Origin of the sequence: Cryobacterium arcticum (assembly GCF_001679725.1) — a bacterium.
GTDB classification, from domain to species: domain Bacteria; phylum Actinomycetota; class Actinomycetes; order Actinomycetales; family Microbacteriaceae; genus Cryobacterium; species Cryobacterium arcticum_A.
On the sequence record NZ_CP016282.1, the window covers coordinates 3,709,745 to 3,734,660 of the forward strand.

The following is a 24,916-nucleotide window of genomic DNA, read 5'->3' on the forward strand; positions in this document are numbered from 1 at the left end:
AACCCAGCGGCACAAGAGCGGACACCATGGCCAGCACCAACATCCCGGCCGCCGCCGGTGCCATCAGCGCGGCCGCCGAGACGATCCGCTGGCAGGTAGGCGACACCGAACACACCGCCCAGTGGCACTCCGAGGGCGGCTGGCCCGCCCCCCAACGTGTGCTGGTCGTCGACGACACCCTCACCGCGGATGCCGCCTACCGGATGGCCAAAGCCGGCATCGGCATGCTCTGGCAGGGCGACTTCCAGAACGCCCGGCAGCTCCTCTCCGCGCTCGCCCGCCGGGTGGACCGGCACCGGCGCACTCCCACCTCAAATATGAAGGCCGCGTTCGAGGCGGGCCGCACCGAGGCCCTCCGCCGCGCGCGCCTGCTGGGCCTGGTGCTCGTGCCGCTCGACGCCGACCACACCCTGAACATCCGGCGCGCCCCCGACGCACGGCAGGCCTGCGCCGAGGCGTACGGTCCGGGCACCGACCCGGTGGTGCTCTCACTGCGGGAACTGCTCGGCGTGATCGGCGCCCACGAGTGGCGGGTCAAGGGAGTTCCGGTCGCAGCGCTCGGCGCGAGCATCCACCCGCACTACGGCGTCTTCTCGCCCGTGCGCGGCGAGTACCTCGACCTTGTCGCGTCGGCTCCCCTGCCGGCCACCGGGATGGCGTTCGACATCGGCACCGGCTCCGGTGTGATCGCCGCGATGCTCGCCCAGCGCGGTTTCGACCACGTGGTGGCCACCGACATGGAGCCCCGCGCGCTGGCCTGCGCCCGCGAGAACCTGCAGCGCCTGGGGTACGCCGACCAGGTCGAGGTGATCGAGGCCGACCTGTTCCCGGCTGGCCGCGCGGACCTCGTGGTCTGCAATCCGCCCTGGCTGCCCGCCTCCGCTGCCACGAGCACCGACGCCGCCGTGTACGACCCGGACAGCCGCATGCTCCGCGGCTTCCTGGCCGGCCTGGCCGGGCACCTCACCGAGCACGGCGAGGGCTGGCTGATCATCTCCAACCTCGGCGAATTGCTCGGACTGCGCTCCCGCGGCGAGCTGCTCGACCTCATCGACGACGCTGGCCTGGCCGTGATCGCGCGCCTCGACATCCGCCCCACCCACCGTAAGGCGGCCGACACCACCGACCCGCTGCACGCGGCGCGCGCCGCCGAGGTCACCTCGCTCTGGCGGCTCGGCCGGTCCTAGCCCGTACTCAGGCCTCGGGCCTGCCCGACGTGCGCCACCTGGCCCACGGCCACACGCCGTCCATCTCCACCTCGAGCGAGAAGCTCAGCAGGACCCGGATGATCACGATCGCGCCGAGCACCAACACGCTCTCCACCGTGGGTTCCACGACGATGGTGCGGATGATGTCCGCCACGATCAGCACCTCCAGGCCCAGCAGGATCGCCCGGCCGAGCTCCCGCCGCATGGCCTGGTAGGCCGTGGGCCGGGTGTCGGCCCGCAGCATCCGCGGGACGCCGGCCAGCAGGGCCGCCAGCCCACCGAACACCATGATGGCCGCACCGACCACCTCGACCACCCGCACGGCCGCTTCGACCACTGCCTCGAACGTCATCCGCGCCCCCTCTCTGGCGCGAAGATACTCCCCCACCCGCTCTCCGGCTCGCGAACTGTAACTTAAGCCCGAATACTCGCAAGTTCCGGGGCGTTCCGCACAGTTCGCGGGACGACGCTAGTCGCTCACGACGGCGATCCCAGTGCTGGCGGATGCGTCGGCCAGGCTGCCCGCGTTGGTCACGTCGATGAAGCCCAGCGCCGTCATCTGCGCCACAGCCGCCGCGGCACGGGAGCCGGTTCGGCAGTACACGATGTACTCGGCATCGGTGGGCAGTTCGGCGATGCGGTCGGCGAAGTCAGCGGCCTGCACGTCGATGTTCATCGCGCCGTCGAGGTGGCCCTCGGCGTACTCAGCCGGGGTGCGCACGTCGATGATCGTGCTCAGGGTCAACGGAGCGGTGGTGGAGTCCGGGGTTGACTGCGGGCCGATCGTCTCGGCGCCCGGCGAGGTGCCCGGCGAGGTGCCCGGCGACGACGTGCCGGCCGAGCAGCCGGCGAGGCCGAGGGCACCAGCGAGGGCCAGCACGAGGGCGAGGCGGGGGGTCTTCATGGGGTGGGTCCTCCAGGGGTGTGGGGGCGGGTGGGGAAGAGTGGCCGGCAGGTGCTGCAGGACTCGCCGTCGGTGCGGAGGGCGTCCTGGCCGGCATCGGCGTCACCGTGCAGCACCGCGTCGCGCTGCCGGCCGGCGGCGAGGGCGTGCCGCTCCCCACGCATCCGTTCGGCCAACGCCCAGACCAGCACGGCCACCGAGGCCAGGGCCACCACCGGGCGCACCTCGGCGGAGAGGGTGGGCACGAGGGCCCTGGCGTCGCTGGCCAGATAAAGGCCGAGCAGCCCGAGCACCGGCCAGCGCAGATCGCACACCGTGGCCTCGGCGCCGATCGGCGCCTCGAGGTAGCCGGCCACGATGAGCCCGAGCAGGATGCCACCGCCGGCGACGGCCACGAACGCCCACCACGGCGCCCCCAGCCCTGGTGTACTCGACATCATCGACGCCGCCACGACCAGCCCCACGCTCACTGACACCGCGACCGCCGTGGCGACCAGCCAGCGCCGCCGCGACCACAGGCTCAGGTCAACGAGCACGATCGGCCTCCAGGACGGTGCGAGGCACAGCCCCGGTGGCGCGCGCCCCGCCCCGCGGCAGCCGGCAGCTGTTCTCCCGCGTCACCCTGGCATAGAACGCCCAACCAGCGCCGGGCCGGCCAGCGGCGCAATTCGGTGCCGAGCAGGCGCAGGCGGCCGCCACCCGACTGGCGCGCTCCCGAGTGCGATTCGGTCTGCATGAGGGCCCTCTCGACAACAAGTGATACCCCTCGGGGTATCAGGCCACAATACCGTAGGCTGATCGACGCCGGCCACTTACGCACACTCGTTTGACAGGGACCAGACCATGACCGCACGCCGCCCGCCCGCCGCGACGGATTCGACCGTACCGGCGCACGCCCACCTCCAGCGGAAGGTGGTGCGGGTGCTCATCCTCGGCCAGGTCCTGGGCGGCATCGGCATGGGAGCCACGCTCTCCCTCGGCGCGCTGCTGGCCGCCCAGCTCTCCGGCTCGAACGCGTGGTCCGGTATGGCCGCCACGATGAGCACCCTGGGTGCCGCCCTGGTAGCCGTGCCGCTGGCCCGCCTGGCCCAGGCCAGAGGGCGCCGTCGCTCCCTGGCCACCGGCGCGGGCATCGCCGGGATCGGCGCGATCCTGGCCATCACGTCGGTCGCGATCGACGTCTTCCCGCTGCTGCTGCTCGCCCTGATGCTGCTGGGTGCCGGGTCGGCCACCAACCTGCAGGCCCGGTTCGCCGCAACCGACTTGGCCGGCTCCACCTCCCGCGCCCGGGACCTCTCGATCGTGGTCTGGTCCACCACGATTGGTGCCGTGCTCGGCCCCAACCTGTTCGGTCCGGGCGAGGTCGTCGGCGCGCAGCTCGGCCTGCCGCCGCTCACCGGGGCGTTCGCCTTCTCGCTGGCCGCACAGGTGGGCGCCGCACTGGTCTACACGGTGGGGTTGCGGCCCGACCCGCTGCTCACCGCGTTGGCGGCCCGGGAGGCGAGGCCGACCAGCACCCGGCAGCACGGCGGCCTGGCCATCGTGCGAGGCAACTCGCTGGCGCGCTACGCCGTCATGGTTGTCGCCCTCAGCCACGCCACCATGGTGGCGCTCATGTCGATGGCACCGGTCCACCTCACCGAACACGGCGCATCCCTCACCATCGTGGGTCTCACCATCAGCCTGCACGTGGCTGGCATGTATGCCCTGTCGCCGGTGTTCGGCGCCCTGGCCGACAGGGTGGGGCGGATGCCGGTCATCCTGGCCGGCCAGGCGCTGCTGCTTGCCTCGCTCGTTCTGTTCTGGCTCGTCGGGGAGAATGCGGCGGCGATGACCACCGGGCTGATCCTGCTGGGGTTGGGCTGGTCGGCATCCGTGGTAGCCGGCTCTGCCCTCATCGCCGAGGCCGTCGGCGTGCACGACCGCTCGGCGCTGCAGGGCTTCTCCGACCTGTCGATGAACGCCGCCGGCGCCCTCGGCGGAGCCCTGGCCGGACCGGTGCTGATTCTGGTGGGCTACTCGGGCCTCGGCGTGGCCGCGATGGCGCTGGTCGCCGTGGTCACGATCTGGTCGCTGCTGCGCCGCCCGGCCGCCCCCGCGCTCGGCTGAGGCGGAGGTAGCCGAGCACCGCTCGTTTATCAGGAAAACGGCCGATTATCAGGACGTTCTACCGATTTCCGTCCTGCCAAACTCACTTCGTCCTCATAACGAGGCGCATGAGTTCACCCGGAGTGCGCGGCGGTCGCGGCTACACGCTCGTGACGTCGTCCACCTCGCCGACGAGCTCCTCGATGATGTCCTCCAGGAACAGCACCCCGGTGGCCACACCGTTCGCGTCGAACGAACTCGCCACGTGCGAGCCCGTGCGGCGCATGGCCGCCAGGGCGTCCTCGAGGTCACTGTCCCGCAACACCGTGGCCAGGCGGCGCACCCGCTTGGCCGGCACCTGCTGGGCGAAGACCTCGGGGCCGGTGAGGTCCATGACGTCCTTGAGGTGCAGGTAGCCGGTCGGCGCCCCAGCCGCATCCGTGAGGATGTACCGGGAGAAGCCGTGCTCGGCCACGGCCCGCTGCAGGTCCGCCGGCGATGCATGCGCCGGCAGGAATACGATGCCCGCGAGCGGCACCTCCACGTCGGAGACCCGTTTGGTGGTGAACTCGAACGCGGCCGACAACGTGCCGGAGGCATCCATCAGCATGCCCTCACGGGTGGACTGGCGCACGATGCCGGCCACCTCGTCGAGGGTGAATGCGCTCGTCGCCTCGTCCTTGGGCGTGACGCGGAACAACCGCAGCACCCCGTTGGCCAGCCAGTTGAGGCTGAAGATCACCGGCCGGAACACCCGCGCCACGAACACCAGCGGCGGCGCGAGAATCAGCGCCGCGCGATCGGGCACCGAGAACGAGATGTTCTTGGGCACCATCTCGCCCAGCACCACGTGCAGGAAGGTGACCAGGCCCAGGGCCACGGCGAAGGCGATTCCGCTGATGGCCGCGGGCGACAGGTCGGTGTAGCCCAGCGGGATCTCGAGCAGGTGGTGGATCGCCGGCTCCGACACGTTGAGGATCACCAGCGAACACACGGTGATGCCCAGCTGTGAGGTCGCCAGCATCAGGGTGGCGTGCTCCATTGCCCACAGAGTGGTCTTGGCGGCCTTGTTTCCCTGCGCGGCGAGGGGTTCGATCTGCGACCGGCGGGCCGAGATCACGGCGAATTCGGCGCCGACGAAGAAGGCGTTGACCGCCAGGAGCACGACGAGCCAGAGCAGCCCGGGGAGATACTCACTCATGGGTCAGCCTCCCTTCGATGATGGCCGTGACCGGGTCGAGGTCGGCCGCGGTTTCGCTGGGGGTGAGACGGATGCGCGACACGCGCGCACCATCCATCCGCTCGACCCGCAGGGTGCCCACGTCGATGGGCACGGTGTCGCCCACCTCGGGCATGCGGTCGAGCCGATCGGTGACGAAGCCGGCGATGGTCTCGTAGTCACCGTCGTCGGGCACGGTCAGGCCCACCCGTTCGAGGAGCTCGTCGGGGCGGAGGCCGCCGTCGAACACGATCGAGCGGCCGGTGCGCACGATCCCGGCCTTGGCACGGTCGTGCTCGTCCTCCAGCTCGCCGACGAGTTCCTCCACGAGGTCCTCGAGCGTGACGATGCCGGCGGTGCCGCCGTACTCGTCGGACACCACGGCGATCTGCAGGCCCTGCTGGCGGAGAGCCCCGAGCAGCCGGTCGACGCCCATCGACTCCGGCACCCGCAGTGCGGGCAGCATCAGTTCGTCCGCCCGCACCAGGGTGCGGCGCTCCAGCGCCACGGCGAAGGCCTGCTTGACGTGCAGCACGCCCAGGATGTCGTCAGTGTCGCGGCCGATCACCGGGAACCTCGAGTAGCCGGTGGCGCTGGCCAGCGTCACGATGCTCTCGGCGGTGTCGTCGGCGTGCACCGACGCCATCTGCACCCGCGGGGTCATCACGTCGGCGGCCGAGTGGTCGGAGAACCGCAGCGTGCGGTTGAGCATCTCGGCGTGGTCTGCGTCGAGCAGGCCCTCCATGGCCGACCGGCGCACCAGGAAGCCGAGCTCCTCGGCGCTACGGGCGCCGGAGAGCTCCTCCTTGGGCTCGATGCCGACGAGGCGGATGAGAGCGTTGGCGGTGTTGTTGAAGAGCAGGATCACGGGCTTGAACACGGCCGTGAACGCGGCCTGCATGGGCACGACGAACTTGGCGGTGGCCAGTGGCACGGCCAGTGCGAAGTTCTTCGGCACCAGCTCGCCGATCACCATGGAGAACAGGGTGGCCAACGAGATGCCGATCACGGTGCCCAGCACGGGCACGAGGCCCTCTGGCACGCCGAGGTCGAGCATCGGGCCGCGCAGCAGCGAACTGATGGCCGGCTCGAAGGTGTACCCGGTGAGCAGGGTGGTCAGCGTGATGCCCAGCTGCGCGCTGGAAAGGTGCGTGGAGGTGATCCGCAGCGCCTTGATGGTGGGGCCGAGGCGTTTCTCGCCGCGATCGCGGCGGGCCTCGAGCTCATTGCGGTCAAGGGTGACGAGGGCGAACTCGGCGGCGACGAACACGCCGGTACCGAAGGTCAGAATGAGCCCGAGGCCCACCATGATCCATTCGTTCACGAGGTGGCTCCCTGCGCCCGGAAGCGTTCGGGGCGGGCAGGGAGCATGGGTTTATGCGTGGGAGGGTCATCCATAGTCCGTCGAGCTTAGCGGCGCATCCTGTACAAACGCACAGGATGCCGGGCGCTCAGCTCAGGGCGGCGACGCACTTTCGCAGCAGCAGACGCAGTTGCTCGCGCTCGACGGCATCGAGGTCCGAGCGCATCCGGTCCTCCACTCCCCGCACTGCGGCACTGGCCACGTCCAGGCGGCTCCGGCCCAGCGCGGTCAGCCGGGTGGGCAGCACCCGTCCCTCCGATGCGTGCTCCGGTCGGGTCACGAACCCGTCCCGTTCCAGGGACTGCAGGAGCACGTTCATGGACTGGCGGGATACGAAGGCACCGCGGGCCAGGTCGGAGTTGGACAGTCCCGGCCGCTGGGCGAGCAGCTCGAGGCAGGAATAGTGCGTGATGCTCATGCCGAGCGGTCGCAGCACGGCTTCCATGGCCGACCGCAGGGCACTCGCGGCCTCCTTGAGCAGGTATCCAACTGACGTCTCCAGCTCGATCTGCGCATCCTTGTGACTCATGTCAATATTCTGACATACTGGTCCTATGTCAATTCACTGACACTCACAAAGGAGAACCATCATGACTGCATCCGGCCCCGGCTTCATTTCCCTGCAGGTGCGCGATATCGATCGCGCGGCAGCCTTCTACGAGCACTACCTGGGCCTCACCCGGCAGGCCGGCCCGCCGCACGCCATCGTCTTCGACACCGCACCGGCGGCATTCGCGGTGCGCGCGGCACTCCCGGGCGTCGACCTGGATGCGGTGGGCCAGCTCGGTTTCGGTGTCGGCCTCTGGCTGCACGCTCCGGATGCGCAGGCGATTCACGACAGCCTCGTCGCCGACGGCATCCAGATCACCGCGGCACCCGTCGATGGCCCGTTCGGCCGCACCTTCACTTTCGCCGACCTCGACGGCTACCAGATCACCCTGCACGACAGAGTCTGAACATTTGGCAACAATGCTGGCAATTAAAACCGAGCAACGTTAGGTTTGTTCCTGTAGATATGGAGACGGGCGCCGGTCCCTCCCCACACTTTCAAAGGAGCAAGCATGTCAAGCACCCCCTCTGTCCAGCTCTACACCGTGCGGGATGCGATCTCCGCCGACCTGCAGGGCGCGGTCGCCCGGGTCGCCGAGATCGGGTTCACCCAGGTCGAGCCGTACGCGTTCGTCGAGCGGGCCGACGAGTTCGAGAAGGCCTTCGCCGCCTCGGGCATCACGGCCCCGTCCGGCCACGCTCCGGTCATCGACTCCGACGACCCGGCCCGCACCTTCGCTGCCGCGGCACAGCTGGGCATCGGCACGGTCATCGACCCGTTCATCCCGAGCGACCGCTGGCAGACCGCGGATGACGCCGCCCGGCTGGCGGACCGGGTCAATGTCTTGCAGGCGCTCGCGGCCGAGGCCGGGCTGGGCTTCGGTTACCACAACCACCAGTGGGAATTCGCGAACCTCGTCGACGGCCGGCCTATCTACGAGCTGTTCGTGGAGGCCCTCTCGCCCGAGGTGGCCCTCGAGGTCGACACCTATTGGTCCACCGTCGGCGGCACCGACACCCCCGCCCTGCTTCGCCGCCTCGGCGACCGGGTCAAGTTCATCCACGTCAAGGACGGCCCCGTGCGCGGCGACATCGCCACGGCCCTGCCCAGTAGCGAGAGCGCCCTCAGCGTGCCGGAGGCCCTCGCCGCGGCCTTCGCCAACCAGCTGCCCGCGGGCAGCGGCGACGTCGGCGTCGCGGACATCCTCGCCGCCGCCCCGAACGCCCTGCGGGTCGTGGAGTTCGACGGCTACACCGGCGACGTCTTCGACGGCATCGCGGCGTCGTTCGCCTGGCTTGCGGAGAACGACAAGTGAGCCGCACTGGACGCGTGGGCGTCGGCGTCATCGGCGCCGGAGTCATCAGCGGCACCTACCTGGAGAACATGACGGCGTTCGCCGACCTCGACGTGCTCTTCGTCGCGGACCTCGACCTCGCCCGCGCCCAGGCGCAGGCTGAGGCCTACGGAGTTCCCGGCCACGGCTCGGTCGACGAACTGCTGGCCAGGGACGACATCGAGATCGTGGTGAACCTCACCATTCCCGCCGTGCACACGGAGGTCGGGCAGCGGATCATCGCCGCCGGCAAACACGTCTGGAGCGAGAAGCCGCTGGCCCTCGACCACGAGTCCGGCGCGGCGCTGTTGGACGCGGCCGACGCCGCCGGCCTCCGGGTCGCCTGCGCGCCGGACACCGTGCTGGGCGCCGGCATCCAGACGGCCATGCGCGCGATCGCTCGCGGCGACATCGGCGAGCCGCTCACGGCCACCACGATGTTCCACGTGCCCGGCCCCGACGCCTGGCACCCGAACCCCGAGTTCCTCTTCGCCTACGGCGCGGGTCCGCTCTTCGACATGGGACCGTACTACGTCACGACCCTGGTGCACGCCTTCGGTTCCGCCAGCCGGGTCGGCGCGGTGTCGTCGAAGTCCAGCGCCGTCCGCACCATCGGCAGCGGTCCGAGGGCCGGCACCGAGTTCCCCGTCGAGGTGCCCACCCATCATGCCGCCGTGCTCTCCTTCGAGAGCGGCCAGTCGGCGCAGTCCACGTTCAGCTTCCAGAACGCCCTGCCCCGGATGGGTTTCGTCGAGATCAGCGGCACTGACGGCACGATCGTGCTGCCCGACCCGAACACCTTCGAGGGCGAGTCCACCCTGTGGCGGTTCGGCCAGGAGGAACCCAGCACGATCGCCCCGGTCGGCTCCACGTACGGCCGCGGATCCGGCGTGCTCGATCTGGCCAGGTCGATCCGCGCCGGAGCCCCCGAGCGTGCCAGCGGGGCGATTGCGGCGCACGTGCTCGACGTGCTGCTGGCCGTCTCCGAAGCCGCCGAGACCGGCAGCATGGTGGACGTGACGTCGAGGATCACGAAGCCGACACCGTTGGCCGAGGACTGGGATCCCGCCGCGGCCACCCTCTAGGCCGCTCCGCCGCCCGCGGACTGTGACCTGAGCCCCAGAAACTCGCTTGGGTTTCTCGGGTCTTAGCTCACAGTTCGCGGCGAGCCAGCGCGATGAGTGCCTCGACATGGGCCCCCATGTCGCGAGTCTCATCGAACATCCACTGCACCTGCATGCCATCGCTGACCGCCATCAGGATGGACGCGAACATCTCGGGGTCGACCGTGGTGTCGAGCCGCCCGGATTCCTGCATCCGGCGCAGCCCCGCCGCGATGGTGGCACGGGACTGCGCGTACCGCTGCCGAAAATACTCGTGGGCCGGATGCCCAGGGTCGGTCGCCGCCGCGGCCGAGAGATTGGCGAACATCTGCACGAGCCCCGGCACCTCTGCGTTGTGCCGGATCAGTGCCGCGTACGTGGCCGCCGGGTCGGGGTCGTCCGGATCCTTCGCCTCGTCGATGGCGTCCCTGGTGCGCAGAATGGCCACCCACAGGTCGTCCTTGGACTCGAAGTAGTGCAGCAGTCCGGCCTGCGTGAGCCCCACGGCCGCCGCGATGTCCCGCACCGAGGTCTGGCGGAAGCCGTTGCGCGCCACGAGCGCCAGCGCGGTCTCCAGTATCTCGGCACGCTTCGCCACGCCCTTCGGGTACCTGCCCACGCTAGCCATTGCCCCAGGCTACCGACGTTCCGCGAACCGTGAGCACAGCATCTCAAACCCCAGGTTGAGGGAGCTCATCTCCCGGTTTGCGAGATCTGGCTTTCCGCATGGCGGAAAGCGCACCCACATAGTGGAAACTCTGTGTGATTCTGATCCCGCGCCGGTCACCGGTTGCACGCTCAACGAGCAGATTCCGCACACTGGATTCAGACAACAGACAGAGAGGTCTCCATGTCATCGTCAACCCCCGCGCCGGCCGCGCCACCCCGCACCGCGGACTCGAGCATCTCCGAGGCGGATCTGCGCCGGGCCGGCTGGGCCAGCTCGCTGGGCAGCGCCCTGGAGTACTACGACTTCGCGCTCTACAGCCTGGCGTCGGCACTCATCTTCAGCGAACTGTTCTTCACCGACAGCGATCCCACCACCGGACGCATCCTGGCGTTCGCCACCTATTTCATCGGCTTCGCGGTCCGCCCCCTCGGCGGCCTGTTCTTCGGGTCGCTCGGCGACCGCATCGGCCGCAAGTCGGTGCTGCTGCTCACCGTGCTCCTGATGGGTGGGGCCAGCACCGCGATGGGCCTGCTGCCCACCTACGACCAGGTCGGCATCCTCGCGCCGATCCTGCTCATCGTGCTGCGCATCCTGCAGGGCTTCGGGGCCGGCGCCGAACAGGCCGGCGCGGCCACGCTGATGACCGAATACGCGCCGAGGCACCGCCGCGGCTTCTTCGCCTCGCTGCCGTTCATGGGCATCCAGATCGGCACCGTGATCGCGGCGCTGGTCTTCTTCCTGCTGCTCATCCCCAGCCAGCAGGTCGTGTTGGACGGCCTGTGGCGCATTCCGTTCCTGGCCAGCGCGATCCTCATCGGCGTGGCCGTGTACATCCGGCTCAAGCTCAAGGAGTCGCCCTCGTTCTCCAAGCTCAAGGCCCACGAGCAGGTTCAGGACAAGCCCCTGCGCAACCTGCTGCGCACCTCACGCAAGACCGTGCTGATCGGGATGGGTCTGCGCATGGCCGAAAACGGTGGCTCCTCGATCTACCAGGTGCTCGCCATCAGCTACGTCGTCACCGTCGCGCTGGGCTCGTCGGTCACCGCCGGGCCGATCGGTGCCATTTCGCTGGTCTTCGCCGCCGCCGTCGGTGCGATCACCGTGCCCGTCGCCGGGCTGCTCAGTGACAGGTTCGGTCGGGTCCGGGTGTACCGCGGGTTCGCGATCTTCCAGTTCGTGATCGCGGTGCCGGTGTGGTGGATCCTCTCCACCGGGAACGTCGTCGCCACCGTTGCGGCCATCTCGGTGGCCCTCGGCATCGGCACCTGGGGCATGTTCGGCGCCCAGGGTGCCCTGATGCCCGAGCTGTTCGGCTCCCGGCACCGCTACACCGGTGTCTCGGTGGCCCGCGAGTTCTCCGCCGTCATCGCCGGCGGCCTGGTGCCGCTGGTGGGCGCGCTGCTGCTGGCCTGGTTCGCCGACAGCTGGGTTCCCCTTGCGGCCTACCTGCTCCTGCTGACCGGCGTGACCATCGCCGTCACCTTCATCACACCAGAGACCAGGGGCCGTGACCTCGACCTCGAGACGGATGCCCTCGACGACGCGCGTCTCACCCCTGCGGCCGTCGCAACCCCCGCGTCCGTCCCCGTCGGAACCCCTCGTGCCTGACCGCGACCCGGTCGGTGCGGTGCGCTCAGCGCCGGGGCAGCAGCACGGCCAGCTCCGCGGCGGCTTCGCGCAGCGGGCCGAGGAACTGCAGGGCCTGCTCCACCGTGGTGCGGTAGGCCGGGGACGGCACCGACAGGGCGGCCACCGCGATGCCCATGGCATCCAGCACGGGAACGCCCACGGTCACGATGCCCTCCTCGTGCTCCTCATTGGAGACCGCGAAGCCCTGCGAGCGCACCCGGGCGATCTCGGCGGCGAACGCCGCCCTGTCGGTGATGGTGCGGGTGGTGAACCGTTCCAGCGGGAGCGACGTGACCAGGTGGTCGCGGGTTTCCCAGTCAGCGAAGGCTATGAGCACCTTGCCCATCGAGGTGCAGTGCAGGGGTCCGAGCTTGCCGGTCTCGCCGCGCACACCGACGTGGTGGCGGGCCTCGATGTGGTGGATGTAGAGCTGGTGTTCACCGTCGAGAACCGACATCAGGCTGGCCTCCCCCGTGGCGCGGGACAGCGTGCGCAGCACGGGCAGGGCCACGCCCTGGAAGCCGTGCGCGCTGGACACCGCGGCGCCGAGCTGGAACAGGCGCAGCCCCAGGCTGTAGAGCTTGGTCTCCGGGTTGAAACTCACGAAGTCGTCGCGCACCAGCGAGCCGAGCAGCCGGTGCGTCGTGGTCACCGGGTAGCCGGTCCAACGCGCCAGGTCCGACAGGGTGGCCCCGTCGGGGTGCGGGCCGAGCACGGTCAGCAGGCTCAGAGCCTTGCCCACCATGTCTTTGCCCACCGTTTCGGTGTCACCGGTCGTCACGCGTCGATCGTACCGGCATCCGCCTGGTCGGGCGCGCCGTGCTGATCGCACGGGTGGCCACCGGGGACGGACCCCGACACGGCATCGTGCGCGGTGACCGGGTGCTGCTGGTGCACGGTCTGACCGACCTGCGGCCCACGGGAGTGCAGCTGCCCTTCACCCCGCACCTGCTGCTCGCACCGGTGGTGCCGGGCACCATCTACGGCATGGCGCACAACACCGGGCCGGCCGACCGGATGCTGCCGCCCCAGGCGTTCCTCAAGCCGGGGCACGCTGCCATCGGCCCCGGCGATCCCATCCCGGTGCCGCAGGGAATCGGCCCGGTCGTGGCCGAGGCCGAATTGGCGCTGGTGATCGGCAGGCCGGCGCGCCACCGCACCCGTGCCGATGCCCTCGAGGTGGTGCTGGGCTACACCGCCGCCAACGACGTGACCGCACGAGCCATGCAGGCGCAGGATTCCCTGTGGCTGGCGGGCAAGGGCTTCGACGGGTTCACGCCGCTCGGCCCCGTGATCGACACCGACCTGCCCGACGAGGCCGACATTCGCCTGGACCTCGACGGCACGCCGGTCTCCCGCAGCACGACCACCGGGCTGGCTCGCGGCTTCGCCGAGATCATCGTCTTCCTGAGCAGCATCACCACCCTGCAGCCTGGCGACGTGATCCTCACCGGAGCCCCCGGAGCCGATGCCGAACTCCGCCCGGGCGGGCAAGTGTCCGTGAGCGTGGCCGGGCTCTCCCTGCAGAACCCGGTCATCGCCGCCAGCGAGCCCGTCGCACTCCTCGAGCACTACCGGAAGGTCCTCGCATGAACGCCGCCACTCTTCGCCTGCCCACTCCGGCCTCCGCACTGGACGTCGTCACGCTCGGCGAGATCATGGCCATGTTCGTGGCGGACGAGCCGGGCGCCCTGGTGAGCGCCGAGCATTTCACGCGCCGGTTGGCCGGGGCGGAGTTCAACGTGGCGGTGGGCCTGACCCGGCTCGGCCACCGGGTGGGCTTTCTCACCCGCCTCGGCGCCGACCCGTTCGGCGAGTTCGCGCACTCCCGGCTGCGGGAGCTCGGCATCGACGCCGACCAGGTCAGCGTCGATCCCGTCGCGCCCACCGGTTTCCAGCTCAAGAACCGCGCCGGCGACGGCGACGACCCCACCGTCGTGTACTTCCGGGCGCATTCCGCCGCCCGCGGCATGGGCCCCACGACGGCAACGGATGCCTACCTGCGGCGCGCCAGGCACCTGCACCTCACCGGCATCCCGCTCGCGCTCGGCGAGGGGCCGCGCGCGCTGGCCGCTCAAGCCGTGGCCGCCGCGCGGCAATCCGGCGCCACCGTGAGCGTGGACCCCAACCTGCGCCCGGCCCTCTGGCCGGATACCGCCACCATGGTGCGCACCGTGAACGATCTGGCGCTGCAGGCGGACTGGGTCCTGCCGGGCCTGCCCGAGGGACGGATCCTCACCGGAGCGACCACCCCCGCCGGCGTTGCCCGCTGGTACCTCGATCGCGGCGTGCAGGCCGTGGCCGTGAAAACCGGCGCGGCCGGCGCCGAGCTGTTCACCCGCGACGGCCTGCACGCCGTCTGCCCGCCGTTCCCGGTCCGCCCGGTGGACACCGTCGGAGCCGGAGACGGCTTCGCCGCCGGGTTCATCAGCGCCGCCCTCGACGGCCGGCCCGTACCGGAGTGGCTCAGCCGCGCCGCCGCGGTGGGCGCCATCGCCACCACCAGCCACGGCGACCAGGAGGGCCTGCCCGACCGCGCCGGCCTCGCCGCCTTCCTCGCCGCCACCGACCAGACTCGTATCCACGACAACACCCCCGCAGAAAGGGCCTCAGTATGACCGCCACCACCTCCTCTCCCACGGTCTCCCCCGCCCTCCGTGTCGTCGTAGCCTCTCCGCTCACGGAGGAGCTCTGCCGGCTGATCGAGCGTGCGGAGCCGCGCATCGATCTCGTGCGCGACCAGAGCCTGTTGCCGCCCATGCGGCATCCGGCCGACTACCGCGGCGACCCGGCGTTTGTCCGAACCCCGGCCCAGCAGGCCGAGTTCGAGGCCCTCGTCGATTCCGCCGACGTGCTCTACGGCATCCCGGATGTGGACCCGGCCGCCCTCGGTCGCACGGTGGCGGCCAACCCGAAGCTGCGCTGGGTGCAGTTGATGGCCGCCGGCGGCGGCGCCCAGGTGAAGTCGGCCGGTCTCGCCGACGATGACCTCACCCGGGTGGCCTTCACCACCTCGGCCGGTGTGCACGGTGGCCCGCTGGCGGAGTTCGCCCTGTTCGGCATCCTCGCCGGTGCCAAGCGGCTGCCACAACTGCAGCAGCAGCAGCGACAGCACGAGTGGCCGGCTCGCCGACCGCTCGGCCAGGTGCGCGACCAGACCGTGCTCCTGGTGGGGCTGGGCGGTATCGGTAAGGAAATCGCCCGCCTCAGCCAGGCTCTCGGCATGCACGTCATCGGCACCCGCCGTCCCGGCAGCAGCAGCACGGTGGAACACGTCGATGAGTATGTCTCGATCGACGACCTCGCCGAGCACGCCGGCCGGGCCGACGCCATCGTGGTCTCGTTGCCGGGCACCGCGGCCACCGACGGACTCGTGGGCGCGGCCGTCTTCGCCGCTGCCACGCCCGGCGTGACCGTCGTGAACGTGGGCCGCGGCACCGTCATCGACGAGGCGGCCCTCACCGTGGCCCTGCAGAACGGGCAAGTCGGCTTCGCCGCTCTCGATGTGTTCGCCAGCGAACCCCTGCCCACAAGCAGCCCGCTCTGGGACCTCCCGAACGTGCTCGTCAGTCCGCACACGGCCGCCCTGGACGCCGGCGAGGAACGCCGCATCGCCGAGCTGTTCGCCGAGAACGCCACCCGCTTCCTCGACGGCCGTCCCCTGCTCAACACTGTCGACACCGTTGAGTTCTACTAGCCTCCCCCGCCCGCGAACTGCGACAAAAGCGCCGAGAAAGCGCATTTTGAGGGGCTTTTTTCACAGTTCGCGGGAGGGTGGCACCGCTAGGGTGGCCGCATGAATCTCCTTGTGCGAGTCAGCCACCGATGCACCGCGGCCCTCACCGAGGCCGCCCAGTTCGTTCTCTACTGGGTGGGCGGCGGCAACGGCGACCCCGAGCGGCTGCGAGCGGCGGATGCCCGTCGGGCCCGCGCCCGCACCACCCCGCCTCGTGCGTCCCGCAGCGCATCCGGTCGGAGCTCCCGCAAGCGCTGACACCGCCGAGCCCGCGAAACACCTCTCGCGACCTGTGAGTCAAACACCGGTGGGCAGGTCAGCCGCCGGCGGCGAGGGTGTCTACGGTGCGCTGGATGGCGACGGCCGCTGCGCCCTGAGCCCAGGAGATGAAGCCACTGGGGTCGAGCAGCACGTCCACCCGGGCGGCCTCCGGGTCGCGGTCGGCGAGAATCGCGGCATCCATCTCGCCCCGCACGACGTCGAGGAAACCCAGACCCTCACCCGCGAGCACCACGTGCTCGACCATCGCGAGGTTGGCGACCGCCGCGATGAGCCGCCCGAGGGCGTTGCCCGCGGCGCGCAGCACCGCGAGGGCCACCGGCTGGCCGGCGGCGGCCATCTCGAGCACCTCGGCATAGCTCACCGGATGCCCCAGGGCCACCTCCACCTGCGCCCGGATGCTCGGGATGGTGAGCATCGCCGTTGAGCAGCCCCGGTGCCCCAGGAAGCAGAGCGGCCCGGTGGGGTCGAGCGGGAAGTGACCACCCAGGCCGAGCCCGGCCTCCGAGGTGCTGACCACCTGGTCGTGCATGACGAGCCCGTAGCCCACGCCGGCGCCCACGGTGAGCACCGCGAAGTTGGAGAAACCGCGGCCCAGTCCGAACCAGTGCTCCGCGGCGGCGAGGGCCACCACATCGTTCTCCACCATGACCGGCACGCCGAGCCGCGCCTCGACGGCGTCCGCCAGCGGCACCCCGCGCCAGCCGAGGAAGGGCGCCCGGTCGATCACCCGGTTGTCGGAGACCTGTCCGCCTACGCTGATGCCGATGGCCGTGAACTCCTGCTCGTTCGCGAGCTCTCCGGCCAGCTCCACGATCACCGCCACGACATCGTCAAGCTCGTGACTCGGCAGCGGGCGTTCGGCCCGGCGCCCCTCGGCGGCGCGGAGGTCGGTCGTGACCGCGACAGCGGTGTCGCCGGTGAGCTTGACCCCGAGGAACTGCCGCGCGTCGGCGCGCACGTCGAGCGGCTTGGCCGGTCGGCCCATGGCGCCGTCGAGCTCTTCGGTCACCTCCACGAACAGACCGCCGTCGAGAAGAGGGCGGGCCAGCCGGGTGAGGGTGGCCAAGGACAGGCCCAACCGCTGGGCGAGCACACTGCGCAGAATCGGCCCGTGGATGAGAACCTCCCGGGCCAGCTCACTGGACGGTGCGCGGTAGCGGCGCTCGGCGGCCTCGACGGATGACATGGGTGGGCAACTTTCGATCGGACAGTGCCGGCACCGGCGCCCCGGCGCCGTTGACACAGAAGCTGGTGAGTACGATCAGGATACCGGTCCCTGCCCTCCGGTTTATATTCATAACGCAACAAAATGATGCCGTTCCGGCCCTAAATCAGCTCGATTTGTCACAGTGAAACCAAACTTGACTTTGCTTTACTTGCAATATAGAAATATATGCATGTCCCAGCACCACGCCGTCGTTGATCGCCATCCCGCCGACGAAGCCGGCGCCACCAACGAACCGGCCGTCATCCATCTCCGTAACGGCGGAACCAGTGTTCTCGTCGACACGAGCGGCCCCGCCCTCCCGGTGATCGTGCACTGGGGCGCCGACCTCGGTTCACCTGACTCCACGGAGCTCGACGCCATCGTGTTGGCCGCCCAGCCCCAGCGGGTGTCCGGCGGCCTCGACATCCCGGCGCGCCTCAGCCTGCTGCCCCAGGAGTCCACGGGCTGGCAGGGCACCCCCGGCCTCACCGGCAGCCGCGCCGGACGCTTCTTCTCGCCGGCATTGCTCACCACCGCCATCCAGCACACCCGCAGCACCCTCACCGTGCACGCCGCCGACGCCGTCAGCGGGCTCATCCTCCGCATCGACCTGACCGTCGACGACGCCGGCGTGCTCGGCTCCGGGCTCACGCTCACCAACACCGGTGAGGACCACTACGACCTCGCCGATCTCTGCGTCACACTGCCCCTCCCGGCCACGGCGACCGAGATCCTCGACACCACCGGCCGGCACCTGCGCGAGCGCACCCCGCAGCGGCACGGGTTCACCATCGGCCGACACCAGCGGGACAGCCGCAAGGGCCGCCCCGGCGCGGATGCAACCCTGCTGCTGGCCGCCGGCACTCCCGGCTTCGGCTTCGAGCGCGGTCTCGTGCACGCCGTGCACCTCGCCTGGAGCGGCAACCACCGCCTCGCCGCCGAGAAGCTCATCACCGGCTCCAGCTTCCTGCAAGCCGGCGAGCTCCTCGCCGCCGGCGAGATCCGGCTCGCTCCTGGTGCGAGTTACAGCACCCCGACCGTGATCGCGTCCTGGGGCGAGGGACTCACGGAGCTCTCGGCACGCATCCACACTCGTCTGCGGGCCCGCCCCACACACCCGGCGGCCCCGCGCCCGGTCACCCTGAACACCTGGGAGGCCGTGTACTTCGATCACGACCTCGCCCGGCTCACGACCCTGGCGGAAGCCGCCGCCCGAGTGGGTGTGGAACGGTACGTACTGGACGACGGCTGGTTCCACGGGCGCCGCGACGACACCAGCGGCCTGGGCGACTGGGTCGTCGACACCGACGTCTGGCCGGACGGCCTCGGCCCGCTCATCGACACCGTCACCGGCCTCGGCATGCAGTTCGGCCTCTGGGTCGAACCCGAAATGGTCAACCCCGAATCCGACCTGGCCCGCGCGCACCCCGACTGGATGCTTCAGGCCGCCGGACGGCTCCCCGTGGAGGGCCGCCAGCAGCAGGTACTCGATCTCTCACACCCGGGCGCGTATGCCTACCTGCTCGACCGTCTCGACGCACTGCTGGTGGAATACCCGATCGGCTACCTCAAGTGGGACCACAACCGGGATCTCATCGACGCGGGCAGCACGCTGACCGGCACTGCCGCCGTGCACGACAACGTGACAGCGCTCTACACGCTGCTCGACGAGCTCAAGGCCCGGCACCCCGGACTGGAGATCGAGAGCTGCGCCTCGGGCGGCGCCCGCGTCGACCTGGGCATCCTCGACCACACCGACCGCATCTGGACCAGCGACTGCATCGACCCCATCGAGCGCCTCACCATCCAGAAGTACACGGGTCTGCTGGTTCCCTACGAGCTGATGGGCGCCCACATCAGCGGCCCCGTCTCGCACTCCACCGGCCGCCGCCACGAGCTCTCGCTGCGGGCCGGCGTGGCCCTTCTCGGCCACCTCGGCATCGAGTGGGACATCGCCGCCCTCTCCGACGCCGAGTACACCGAGCTGGCCGGCTGGATCGCCCTGTACAAGGCCAACCGCGACCTGCTCCACACCGGCACCAGCGTGCACGCCGACCACCCCGACCCGGCCGTCGACCTGCGTGGCGTTGTCGCGGCAGACCGCAGCCGCGCCCTGTTCGTGTTCACCCAGGTGGCCGCGAGCACCTTCTACCCGGTCGGCACTCTCCGCTTCCCGGGCCTCGACGACGACCGCCAATACACCGTGCGGCCTCTCGCCCTCGAGTCCACCGGCACCGGCAACGGCCAGTCGCCGCTGGCCTGGAGTCAACGGCCGCTCACGATCTCCGGCCGGGCGCTCGGCACGATCGGGCTGCAGGGCCCGGTTCTTTTTCCCGAACATCTCGCGGTCTTTGAGATCACGTCCGCCTAAAGTCTTTTAGCGGATCTAGCGCAAGGAGGCGCCATGCAGTCCCCCAGTTCCACCCATCCGAGACGTCGCCGGCTCCGCCGCGCCACAGCTGTGCTGGCCGCCGCGGCCACCCTCGCCGCTCTGAGCGGATGCTCCGCCGGCGACGACGGTCAGGTCACGCTGAACTTCTTCCAGTTCAAGCCGGAGGCCGTGGGCAACTTCACGGCGATCATCAAGGACTTCGAGGCCCAGAACCCGGGCATCCGGGTCATCCAGAACTCGGTGCCCGACCCGGACACCGCCATCCGCACCCTGCTCGTCAAGGACAAGGTGCCCGATGTGCTCACGCTGAACGCCAACGGCAACTACGGCGAGCTGGCCCGCGCCTGCATCTTCGCCGACCTCGCCGACGAGCAGGTCACCACAACCGTGAACCCCGCCGTGCAGGACATCGTGCAAGCACTCGGCACCTGCTCCGCCGACGGCGCCGACGAAGTGAACGCGCTGCCGTTCGCCAGCAACGCCAGCGGCATCCTCTACAACCCCGAGATCTTCGCCGCCAACGGCGTGGACGTGCCCACGACCTGGTCCGAGCTGATCGCGGCCGCCGATACTTTCCAGGCCAACGGGGTCACCCCGTTCTTCTGCACCCTCAAGGACGCCTGGACCGCCTCGCCCGCCTTCGTCAACCTGGGCGGCACCCTCATGCCGGACGGCTTCTTCGACGCCCTCCGCGCCGAGGGCTCCGAGGTCTCCGGTGGTGCCGTGTCGTTCGAGAACGACTTCGCGGATGCCGCCGCCAAGGAGGTGGAGCTGTTCAGCTACTGCCAGGACAACTTCGCCAGCCGCGACTACAACTCCGGAAACAAGGCCTTCGCCGACGGTGAGTCGGCCATGTACCTGCAGGGCTCCTATGCGATCCCGGCCATCCGAGCCAACAACCCGGACGCCGCCATCGGCTCCTTCCCGTACCCGGTCACCGACGACGCCGATTCCCGCGTCGTGGTCTCCGGCGTCGACGTGGGCATCGCCATCGGCCGCAACACCCCGCACCCCGTCGAGGCGCAGAAGTTCGTCGACTACCTCATGTCGCCCGACGTCGTCACCGCGTACTCCGAGGCGCAGAGCACCTTCTCGCCGCTGGCGGACGCCACGCCCAACAGCGACCCCGCCCTGGCCGGCCTCGAACCGTACTTCAGTGCGGGCAAGATCATCGGCTTCATCGACCACCAGATCCCCGCGGCGGTGCCGCTGGTCAACATGCTGCAGTCGCTCGTGATCACCGGGAACACCGAGGCCTTCCTCGAGGATCTCGACTCCGAGTGGAGCAAGGTCGCCGCCCGCACCACGACACAGAGACAGGGCAAGTGAGATGACCGACACGATCTCGCGGGCAGAGAAGCCCGCCGCAGCACCCAAACCGGCACGCACCCGGTCGAATATCGCCCGCACGCCCCGCACCTTCTACTGGATGGTCGTGCCGGCCGTCGTGATCTTCTTCGGCCTGCACACCATTCCGGTGCTCTCCGGCATGTTCTTCAGCCTCACCAACTACGCCGGCTACGGCACCTGGGACCTGGTCGGCTTCTCCAACTACATCAACCTGTTCCAGGACGACCGGGTGCTCAACTCCTACGGGTTCACCTTCGGCTTCGCCATCGTGTCGACCGTGCTGGTGAACGTGATCGCGTTGGCGATCGCGCTGGGCCTCAACTCCAAGATCAAGTTCCAGGCGGCGTTCCGCGGGGTGTTCTTCATCCCCTACGTGCTCGCGATCCTGATCATCGGCTACGTGTTCAACTACCTGTTCGCCAACTCGTTCCCGACGATCTTCACGGCGCTGGGCCTGCCTGGCCTGTCGGGCAACCTGCTGGCCAGCCCCGACTTCGCCTGGATCGGCATCGTCATCACAACGGTCTGGCAGGCGGCGGCGTTCAACGTCATCCTCTACCTGGCCGGGCTGCAGACGATCTCCGCCGACCTCTACGAGGCCGCCGCCATCGACGGTGCGAGCGGCTGGCGCCGGTTCCGGTCGATCACCTTCCCGCTGATCGGCGCGTACTTCACCATCAACATGGTGCTGTCGTTCAAGTCGTTCCTGCAGGTCTTCGACCAGATCGTGGCCCTCACCGCGGGAGGCCCGGGCACGTCCACCGAATCCATCGCCCTGGTCATCTTCCGAGGCGGCTTCCAGGGCGGCGAATACGGCTACCAGATGGCCAACGCCGTCGTGTACCTCTTCGTCATCATCATCGTTTCATTTCTCCAGCTGCGCATCCTGCAGCGCCGGGAGGCGAGCTTCTCATGACCGACACACTCACCAGCACCACGGCCCCACTGCCCGAGAGTCCGGATGCGCCCACCCGCGCCCCGCGTACCCGCCGGCGGCTCGACGGCGGCAACGGCGGCACCAACTGGTGGCTCACCGCTCTCATCGCGGTGTGCTCCCTCACGGTTCTGATCCCGCTGTACTTCACCGTGGTCACGGCGCTCAAGACGCCCGACCAGCTCGGCGGCACCGGGTTCGAGCTGCCCACCAGTATCCGCTGGGAGAACTTCGCGGATGCCTACCAGCTGACGAACTTCCCCCGGGCGCTGATGAACACGGCCCTGATCACGGTGGGCGCGGTGTTCCTCACCCTGCTCACCAACTCGCTGGTCGCCTACGCGATCGCCCGCAACATGCACAAGAAGTTCTTCAAGGGGCTGTACTTCTACTTCCTCGCGGCGATCTTCGTGCCGTTCCCGATCATCATGCTCCCGGTGGTCAAGGAGACCGCACTGCTCGGCCTGGACACCCCGGTGGGCCTGATCCTGCTGTACACGGTCTACGGGCTCTCGTTCAACATCTTCATCTTCGTCGCCTACATCAACTCCATTCCGGTGGAGCTCGAGGAGGCGGCGCGGCTGGACGGCGCGAGCACCTGGGGCGTGTTCTGGAAGGTGATCTTCCCGCTGCTCTCCCCTATGAACGCCACGGTCGGCATCCTCACCTGCGTCTGGGCGTGGAACGACTTCCTGCTGCCGCTGGTGGTGCTCTCCGACCCGTCGGCACAGACCCTGCCGTTGGCGCAGTTCATCTTCCAGGGCCAGTTCAACACCAACTACCCGGTGGCGTTCGCGTCCTACCTGATGGCCTTGGCGCCGCTGCTGATCGTCTACGTGATCGCGCAGAAGTGGGTGGTGAGCGGGGTCACCCGCGGCTCGGTGAAGTAGCCGGCTCCTCCTGGCCTGACCGAGGCCGACGCCCTGCGTCGACGCGCCGACCACGAATCGCGCTCGATGCAGGACGTCGCCCGGCAGGTTGCCTGGGCCTGGGCGGGCCTGCGAGGCAAGCTAATGCACCAGGATCTTCAGCAGCACGGCCAGCAGTCCCAGCGCCGCGGTGGCCAGTGCGCCGCACACCCGCCAGTACCAGGTGACTCCGGTTCCGCCGAAGGCGATCCAGCCCACCACGGCGAGCAGCCCTACCTCCACCCACAGCGCCGTCCAGTAGGCCACCTCGCCCTCGTGCACCCCGAACAGGCCCAGCAGCAGGAACACCAACGGCAGCACCCCGGCCAGCAGCAGCCCCTCGGATTCGACCAGCGCGCCGCGCACCGACGCCGCCACCCGCACGGTCTCGGCGTCCGGCCGCTTGCGTTGCGCGGCGACCGTGTAGGCGAAGACCTCGGTCGCCCAGAACACCAGCACGCTGAGAAGCGTGATCGCGAAGACATCCAGGATGCCGCCGCCCTCGTCCGCCACTGCGATCACGACGCAGACGAGCACCGACCCGGAGATCAGCTCCGGGCTGATGAACCGCCGGCGCAGGCTCGCGGTCGACCAGCGGCCCGTCGCATCCGCATCCACTCGCATCCATCCCCTGCCGCGCATCGGCAGCTTTGCTACGAACTGTGCCCCGACCCCCGACCGGCGTCTAGGCCTGTCCGCGGAACGGCTCACTCAGCCGACCGGCGCCTCCCGCGTGGCCGTGATCGCCGCGACGATCCGCTCGACCCCGTATTGCCAGGCGGTCTCGACGTTGCCGCCGAGATTGAAGCCGCCGTTCAGCTCCATGGTGATGAAGCCGGCCGCCCACGCGGTCAAGGTGCGGGCCGCCTCGAGGGCATGTTCCTCGCCCGCCAGTTCATCGGCCACACGCAGGATGGCCGCACTCGCCGCCCGCACGAATTCGTCGCCGACCGCGGGCACGCCGGGCCCGGGCGTCATGATCAGCTGAAAAGCGGCCGGTCGCTCGTGACCGATCGCGCGCAGCGCGTTGGCCAGCTCGACCGGCCCGACGGCGGCATCCAGCCGGCCGGCGAGCTCGGTGATGGTGGTCTCCGCGACCAGCTGGATCAGCCGTTCCCGGCTGGGCACTCTCTTGTACAGCGACGGCGCCCGCACACCGACGCGCTGGGCGACGGCCTGCATGGTCACCCCCGCGAGCCCGCTCTGCTCGAGCAGGTCAGCAGCGGCGAGCACGATGGCGTCGAGAGAAGTCCGGTCTGGAGTGGGCATGATTCGAGTATAGCTATTGACGATAGCCATGATGGCTATGTAGCATAGCCATCATGAAACTCGGACCTCACCTCCACCGCATCGGCAACGACATCGTCGCCGTCTACCTCGTCGACACCGACGAGGGAGTGACCGTCATCGACGCCGGGCTGCCCGGTCTCTGGCGCGAACTACTCACCGAACTCGCCTCCATGGGCCGCACCCTCGCCGACGTGAAGGGCGTGATCCTCACCCACGGTGACGGCGATCATGTCGGCTTCGCCGAACGCCTGCGCCGCGATCACGGCGTGCCCGTCTTCGTGCACCCCGGTGACGCCGACCGCGCGAAGGGCGGTAAGAAGCCGGCCAACGCCAAGCAGTCGATGAAACTCGGCCCCCTCTTGGGCTTCGTCGGCTACTCCCTCCGCAAGGGCGGCATACGCGCGACCTACCTAACCGAGGTCGCCCTCGCGCACGACGGCGAGACTCTCGACCTGCCCGGCGCACCCCGGATCATCGCGCTGCCCGGGCACTCGGCCGGCAGCATCGCGATCCACGTTCCGGTCGCCGACGCCGTTTTCGTCGGCGACGGACTCACCACCCGTCACGTGCTCACCGGCCAGATGGGCCCACAGCCGGCGCCGTTCACCGACGAACCGGACCAGGCGATCGCCTCGCTCCGGGCTCTGCTGCCCACCGGTGCAACCTGGGTGCTGCCCGGCCACGGCGCCCCGTGGAACGGCGGGGTCGCCGCAGCGGTCGCCGCGGTCGAGAAGGCGGCGCACGCCTGAC

26 protein-coding genes are annotated in these 24,916 nt (G+C 69.7%); 15 read left to right on the plus strand and 11 right to left on the minus strand.

What is annotated here, in order from left to right:
* Positions 1-26 precede the first annotated feature (26 nt).
* Complete coding sequence (locus tag PA27867_RS16845) at positions 27-1,187, plus strand: methyltransferase (RefSeq protein ID WP_084021265.1); 1,161 nt, start codon at positions 27-29, stop codon at positions 1,185-1,187.
* Between the two features lie 7 nt (positions 1,188-1,194).
* On the opposite strand, the gene PA27867_RS16850 is transcribed toward PA27867_RS16845, so the two are convergent.
* The 3 genes from PA27867_RS16850 to PA27867_RS16860 form a co-directional block, all read right to left on the minus strand.
* Positions 1,195-1,560 (minus strand): DUF1622 domain-containing protein, encoded by a 366-nt coding sequence (locus tag PA27867_RS16850; RefSeq protein WP_066598225.1) that lies wholly within the window; start codon positions 1,558-1,560, stop codon positions 1,195-1,197.
* 117 nt (positions 1,561-1,677) lie between these two features.
* Positions 1,678-2,112 carry a rhodanese-like domain-containing protein gene (locus PA27867_RS16855; protein ID WP_066598226.1) on the minus strand — a complete coding sequence of 145 codons (435 nt, stop codon included), beginning with the start codon at positions 2,110-2,112 and terminating at the stop codon, positions 1,678-1,680.
* Positions 2,109-2,648, minus strand: coding sequence for a hypothetical protein (locus PA27867_RS16860; RefSeq protein ID WP_066598227.1), 540 nt, complete (start codon positions 2,646-2,648; stop codon positions 2,109-2,111). Before PA27867_RS16860 ends, PA27867_RS16855 begins: the two co-directional genes overlap by 4 nt.
* Positions 2,649-2,955: 307 nt before the next feature.
* On the opposite strand from PA27867_RS16860, the gene PA27867_RS16865 reads away from it, so the two are divergent.
* Positions 2,956-4,221, plus strand: a complete 1,266-nt coding sequence (locus tag PA27867_RS16865; RefSeq protein WP_066598228.1) for an MFS transporter — start codon at positions 2,956-2,958, stop codon at positions 4,219-4,221.
* A 139-nt stretch (positions 4,222-4,360) separates the two neighbouring features.
* On the opposite strand, the gene PA27867_RS16870 is transcribed toward PA27867_RS16865, so the two are convergent.
* The 3 genes from PA27867_RS16870 to PA27867_RS16880 form a co-directional block, all read right to left on the minus strand.
* Entirely contained in the window at positions 4,361-5,401 is a 1,041-nt protein-coding gene (locus PA27867_RS16870) for a hemolysin family protein (protein ID WP_066598229.1), read from the minus strand.
* Positions 5,394-6,743, minus strand: a complete 1,350-nt coding sequence (locus tag PA27867_RS16875; RefSeq protein ID WP_066598230.1) for a hemolysin family protein — start codon at positions 6,741-6,743, stop codon at positions 5,394-5,396. Before PA27867_RS16875 ends, PA27867_RS16870 begins: the two co-directional genes overlap by 8 nt.
* A 127-nt stretch (positions 6,744-6,870) precedes the next feature.
* Positions 6,871-7,311 carry a MarR family winged helix-turn-helix transcriptional regulator gene (locus PA27867_RS16880; protein WP_066598231.1) on the minus strand — a complete coding sequence of 147 codons (441 nt, stop codon included), beginning with the start codon at positions 7,309-7,311 and terminating at the stop codon, positions 6,871-6,873.
* A gap of 61 nt (positions 7,312-7,372) precedes the next feature.
* Here PA27867_RS16880 and PA27867_RS16885 point away from each other — a divergent pair, with 61 nt between their 5' ends.
* From PA27867_RS16885 to PA27867_RS16895, 3 genes are all read left to right on the plus strand, one after another.
* On the plus strand, positions 7,373-7,738 hold the full coding sequence (locus PA27867_RS16885) for a VOC family protein (RefSeq protein WP_066598232.1): 366 nt from the start codon (positions 7,373-7,375) through the stop codon (positions 7,736-7,738).
* Positions 7,739-7,843: 105 nt separating this feature from the next.
* The gene (locus PA27867_RS16890; protein WP_066598233.1) at positions 7,844-8,647 is read left to right on the plus strand and encodes a sugar phosphate isomerase/epimerase family protein; all 804 of its coding nucleotides are present in this window, start codon (positions 7,844-7,846) and stop codon (positions 8,645-8,647) included.
* Entirely contained in the window at positions 8,644-9,750 is a 1,107-nt protein-coding gene (locus PA27867_RS16895; protein ID WP_066598234.1) for a Gfo/Idh/MocA family protein, read from the plus strand. The genes PA27867_RS16890 and PA27867_RS16895 overlap by 4 nt, the downstream gene beginning before the upstream one ends.
* Before the next feature lie 67 nt (positions 9,751-9,817).
* Here the strand turns inward: PA27867_RS16895 and PA27867_RS16900 are convergent, their stop codons facing one another.
* Positions 9,818-10,396 carry a TetR/AcrR family transcriptional regulator gene (locus tag PA27867_RS16900; RefSeq protein WP_066598235.1) on the minus strand — a complete coding sequence of 193 codons (579 nt, stop codon included), beginning with the start codon at positions 10,394-10,396 and terminating at the stop codon, positions 9,818-9,820.
* Between the two features lie 222 nt (positions 10,397-10,618).
* Here PA27867_RS16900 and PA27867_RS16905 point away from each other — a divergent pair, with 222 nt between their 5' ends.
* Positions 10,619-12,046: an MFS transporter gene (locus PA27867_RS16905; protein ID WP_066598236.1), complete on the plus strand. Its 1,428-nt coding sequence runs from the start codon at positions 10,619-10,621 to the stop codon at positions 12,044-12,046.
* Positions 12,047-12,071: 25 nt separating this feature from the next.
* Here PA27867_RS16905 and PA27867_RS16910 read toward each other — a convergent pair whose 3' ends face one another.
* Complete coding sequence (locus tag PA27867_RS16910; protein ID WP_236900753.1) at positions 12,072-12,848, minus strand: IclR family transcriptional regulator; 777 nt, start codon at positions 12,846-12,848, stop codon at positions 12,072-12,074.
* Between the two features lie 38 nt (positions 12,849-12,886).
* On the opposite strand from PA27867_RS16910, the gene PA27867_RS16915 reads away from it, so the two are divergent.
* From PA27867_RS16915 to PA27867_RS16930, 4 genes are all read left to right on the plus strand, one after another.
* Complete coding sequence (locus PA27867_RS16915; RefSeq protein WP_066598237.1) at positions 12,887-13,660, plus strand: fumarylacetoacetate hydrolase family protein; 774 nt, start codon at positions 12,887-12,889, stop codon at positions 13,658-13,660.
* Positions 13,657-14,685 carry a sugar kinase gene (locus PA27867_RS16920; protein WP_066598238.1) on the plus strand — a complete coding sequence of 343 codons (1,029 nt, stop codon included), beginning with the start codon at positions 13,657-13,659 and terminating at the stop codon, positions 14,683-14,685. Before PA27867_RS16915 ends, PA27867_RS16920 begins: the two co-directional genes overlap by 4 nt.
* Positions 14,682-15,764, plus strand: coding sequence for a D-2-hydroxyacid dehydrogenase (locus PA27867_RS16925; protein WP_066598239.1), 1,083 nt, complete (start codon positions 14,682-14,684; stop codon positions 15,762-15,764). Before PA27867_RS16920 ends, PA27867_RS16925 begins: the two co-directional genes overlap by 4 nt.
* 99 nt (positions 15,765-15,863) lie before the next feature.
* Positions 15,864-16,061 carry a hypothetical protein gene (locus PA27867_RS16930; RefSeq protein WP_157109273.1) on the plus strand — a complete coding sequence of 66 codons (198 nt, stop codon included), beginning with the start codon at positions 15,864-15,866 and terminating at the stop codon, positions 16,059-16,061.
* A gap of 58 nt (positions 16,062-16,119) precedes the next feature.
* Here the strand turns inward: PA27867_RS16930 and PA27867_RS16935 are convergent, their stop codons facing one another.
* A complete protein-coding gene (locus PA27867_RS16935; protein ID WP_066598241.1) occupies positions 16,120-17,271 on the minus strand; it encodes an ROK family protein in 1,152 nt (383 codons plus the stop codon).
* Positions 17,272-17,482: 211 nt separating this feature from the next.
* Here PA27867_RS16935 and PA27867_RS16940 point away from each other — a divergent pair, with 211 nt between their 5' ends.
* Genes PA27867_RS16940 through PA27867_RS16955 form a run of 4 tightly spaced genes read left to right on the plus strand, consistent with a single transcriptional unit; the run spans position 17,483 to position 22,858 of the window.
* Positions 17,483-19,663 (plus strand): alpha-galactosidase, encoded by a 2,181-nt coding sequence (locus PA27867_RS16940; protein WP_084021266.1) that lies wholly within the window; start codon positions 17,483-17,485, stop codon positions 19,661-19,663.
* Between the two features lie 33 nt (positions 19,664-19,696).
* Complete coding sequence (locus tag PA27867_RS16945; protein ID WP_066598242.1) at positions 19,697-21,013, plus strand: ABC transporter substrate-binding protein; 1,317 nt, start codon at positions 19,697-19,699, stop codon at positions 21,011-21,013.
* Position 21,014: 1 nt separating this feature from the next.
* Positions 21,015-21,950, plus strand: a complete 936-nt coding sequence (locus PA27867_RS16950) for a carbohydrate ABC transporter permease (protein ID WP_084021267.1) — start codon at positions 21,015-21,017, stop codon at positions 21,948-21,950.
* Positions 21,947-22,858: a carbohydrate ABC transporter permease gene (locus tag PA27867_RS16955; protein ID WP_066598243.1), complete on the plus strand. Its 912-nt coding sequence runs from the start codon at positions 21,947-21,949 to the stop codon at positions 22,856-22,858. Before PA27867_RS16950 ends, PA27867_RS16955 begins: the two co-directional genes overlap by 4 nt.
* Positions 22,859-22,978: 120 nt before the next feature.
* Here PA27867_RS16955 and PA27867_RS16960 read toward each other — a convergent pair whose 3' ends face one another.
* Together PA27867_RS16960 and PA27867_RS16965 are read right to left on the minus strand one after the other, a co-directional pair.
* A complete protein-coding gene (locus PA27867_RS16960) occupies positions 22,979-23,518 on the minus strand; it encodes a hypothetical protein (RefSeq protein ID WP_157109274.1) in 540 nt (179 codons plus the stop codon).
* A 69-nt stretch (positions 23,519-23,587) separates the two neighbouring features.
* Positions 23,588-24,145: a TetR/AcrR family transcriptional regulator gene (locus PA27867_RS16965; RefSeq protein WP_066598245.1), complete on the minus strand. Its 558-nt coding sequence runs from the start codon at positions 24,143-24,145 to the stop codon at positions 23,588-23,590.
* A 53-nt stretch (positions 24,146-24,198) separates the two neighbouring features.
* Between PA27867_RS16965 and PA27867_RS16970 the strand changes: the two genes are divergently transcribed.
* Entirely contained in the window at positions 24,199-24,915 is a 717-nt protein-coding gene (locus tag PA27867_RS16970; RefSeq protein ID WP_066598246.1) for an MBL fold metallo-hydrolase, read from the plus strand.
* The last annotated feature ends 1 nt before the right edge of the window (position 24,916 follow it).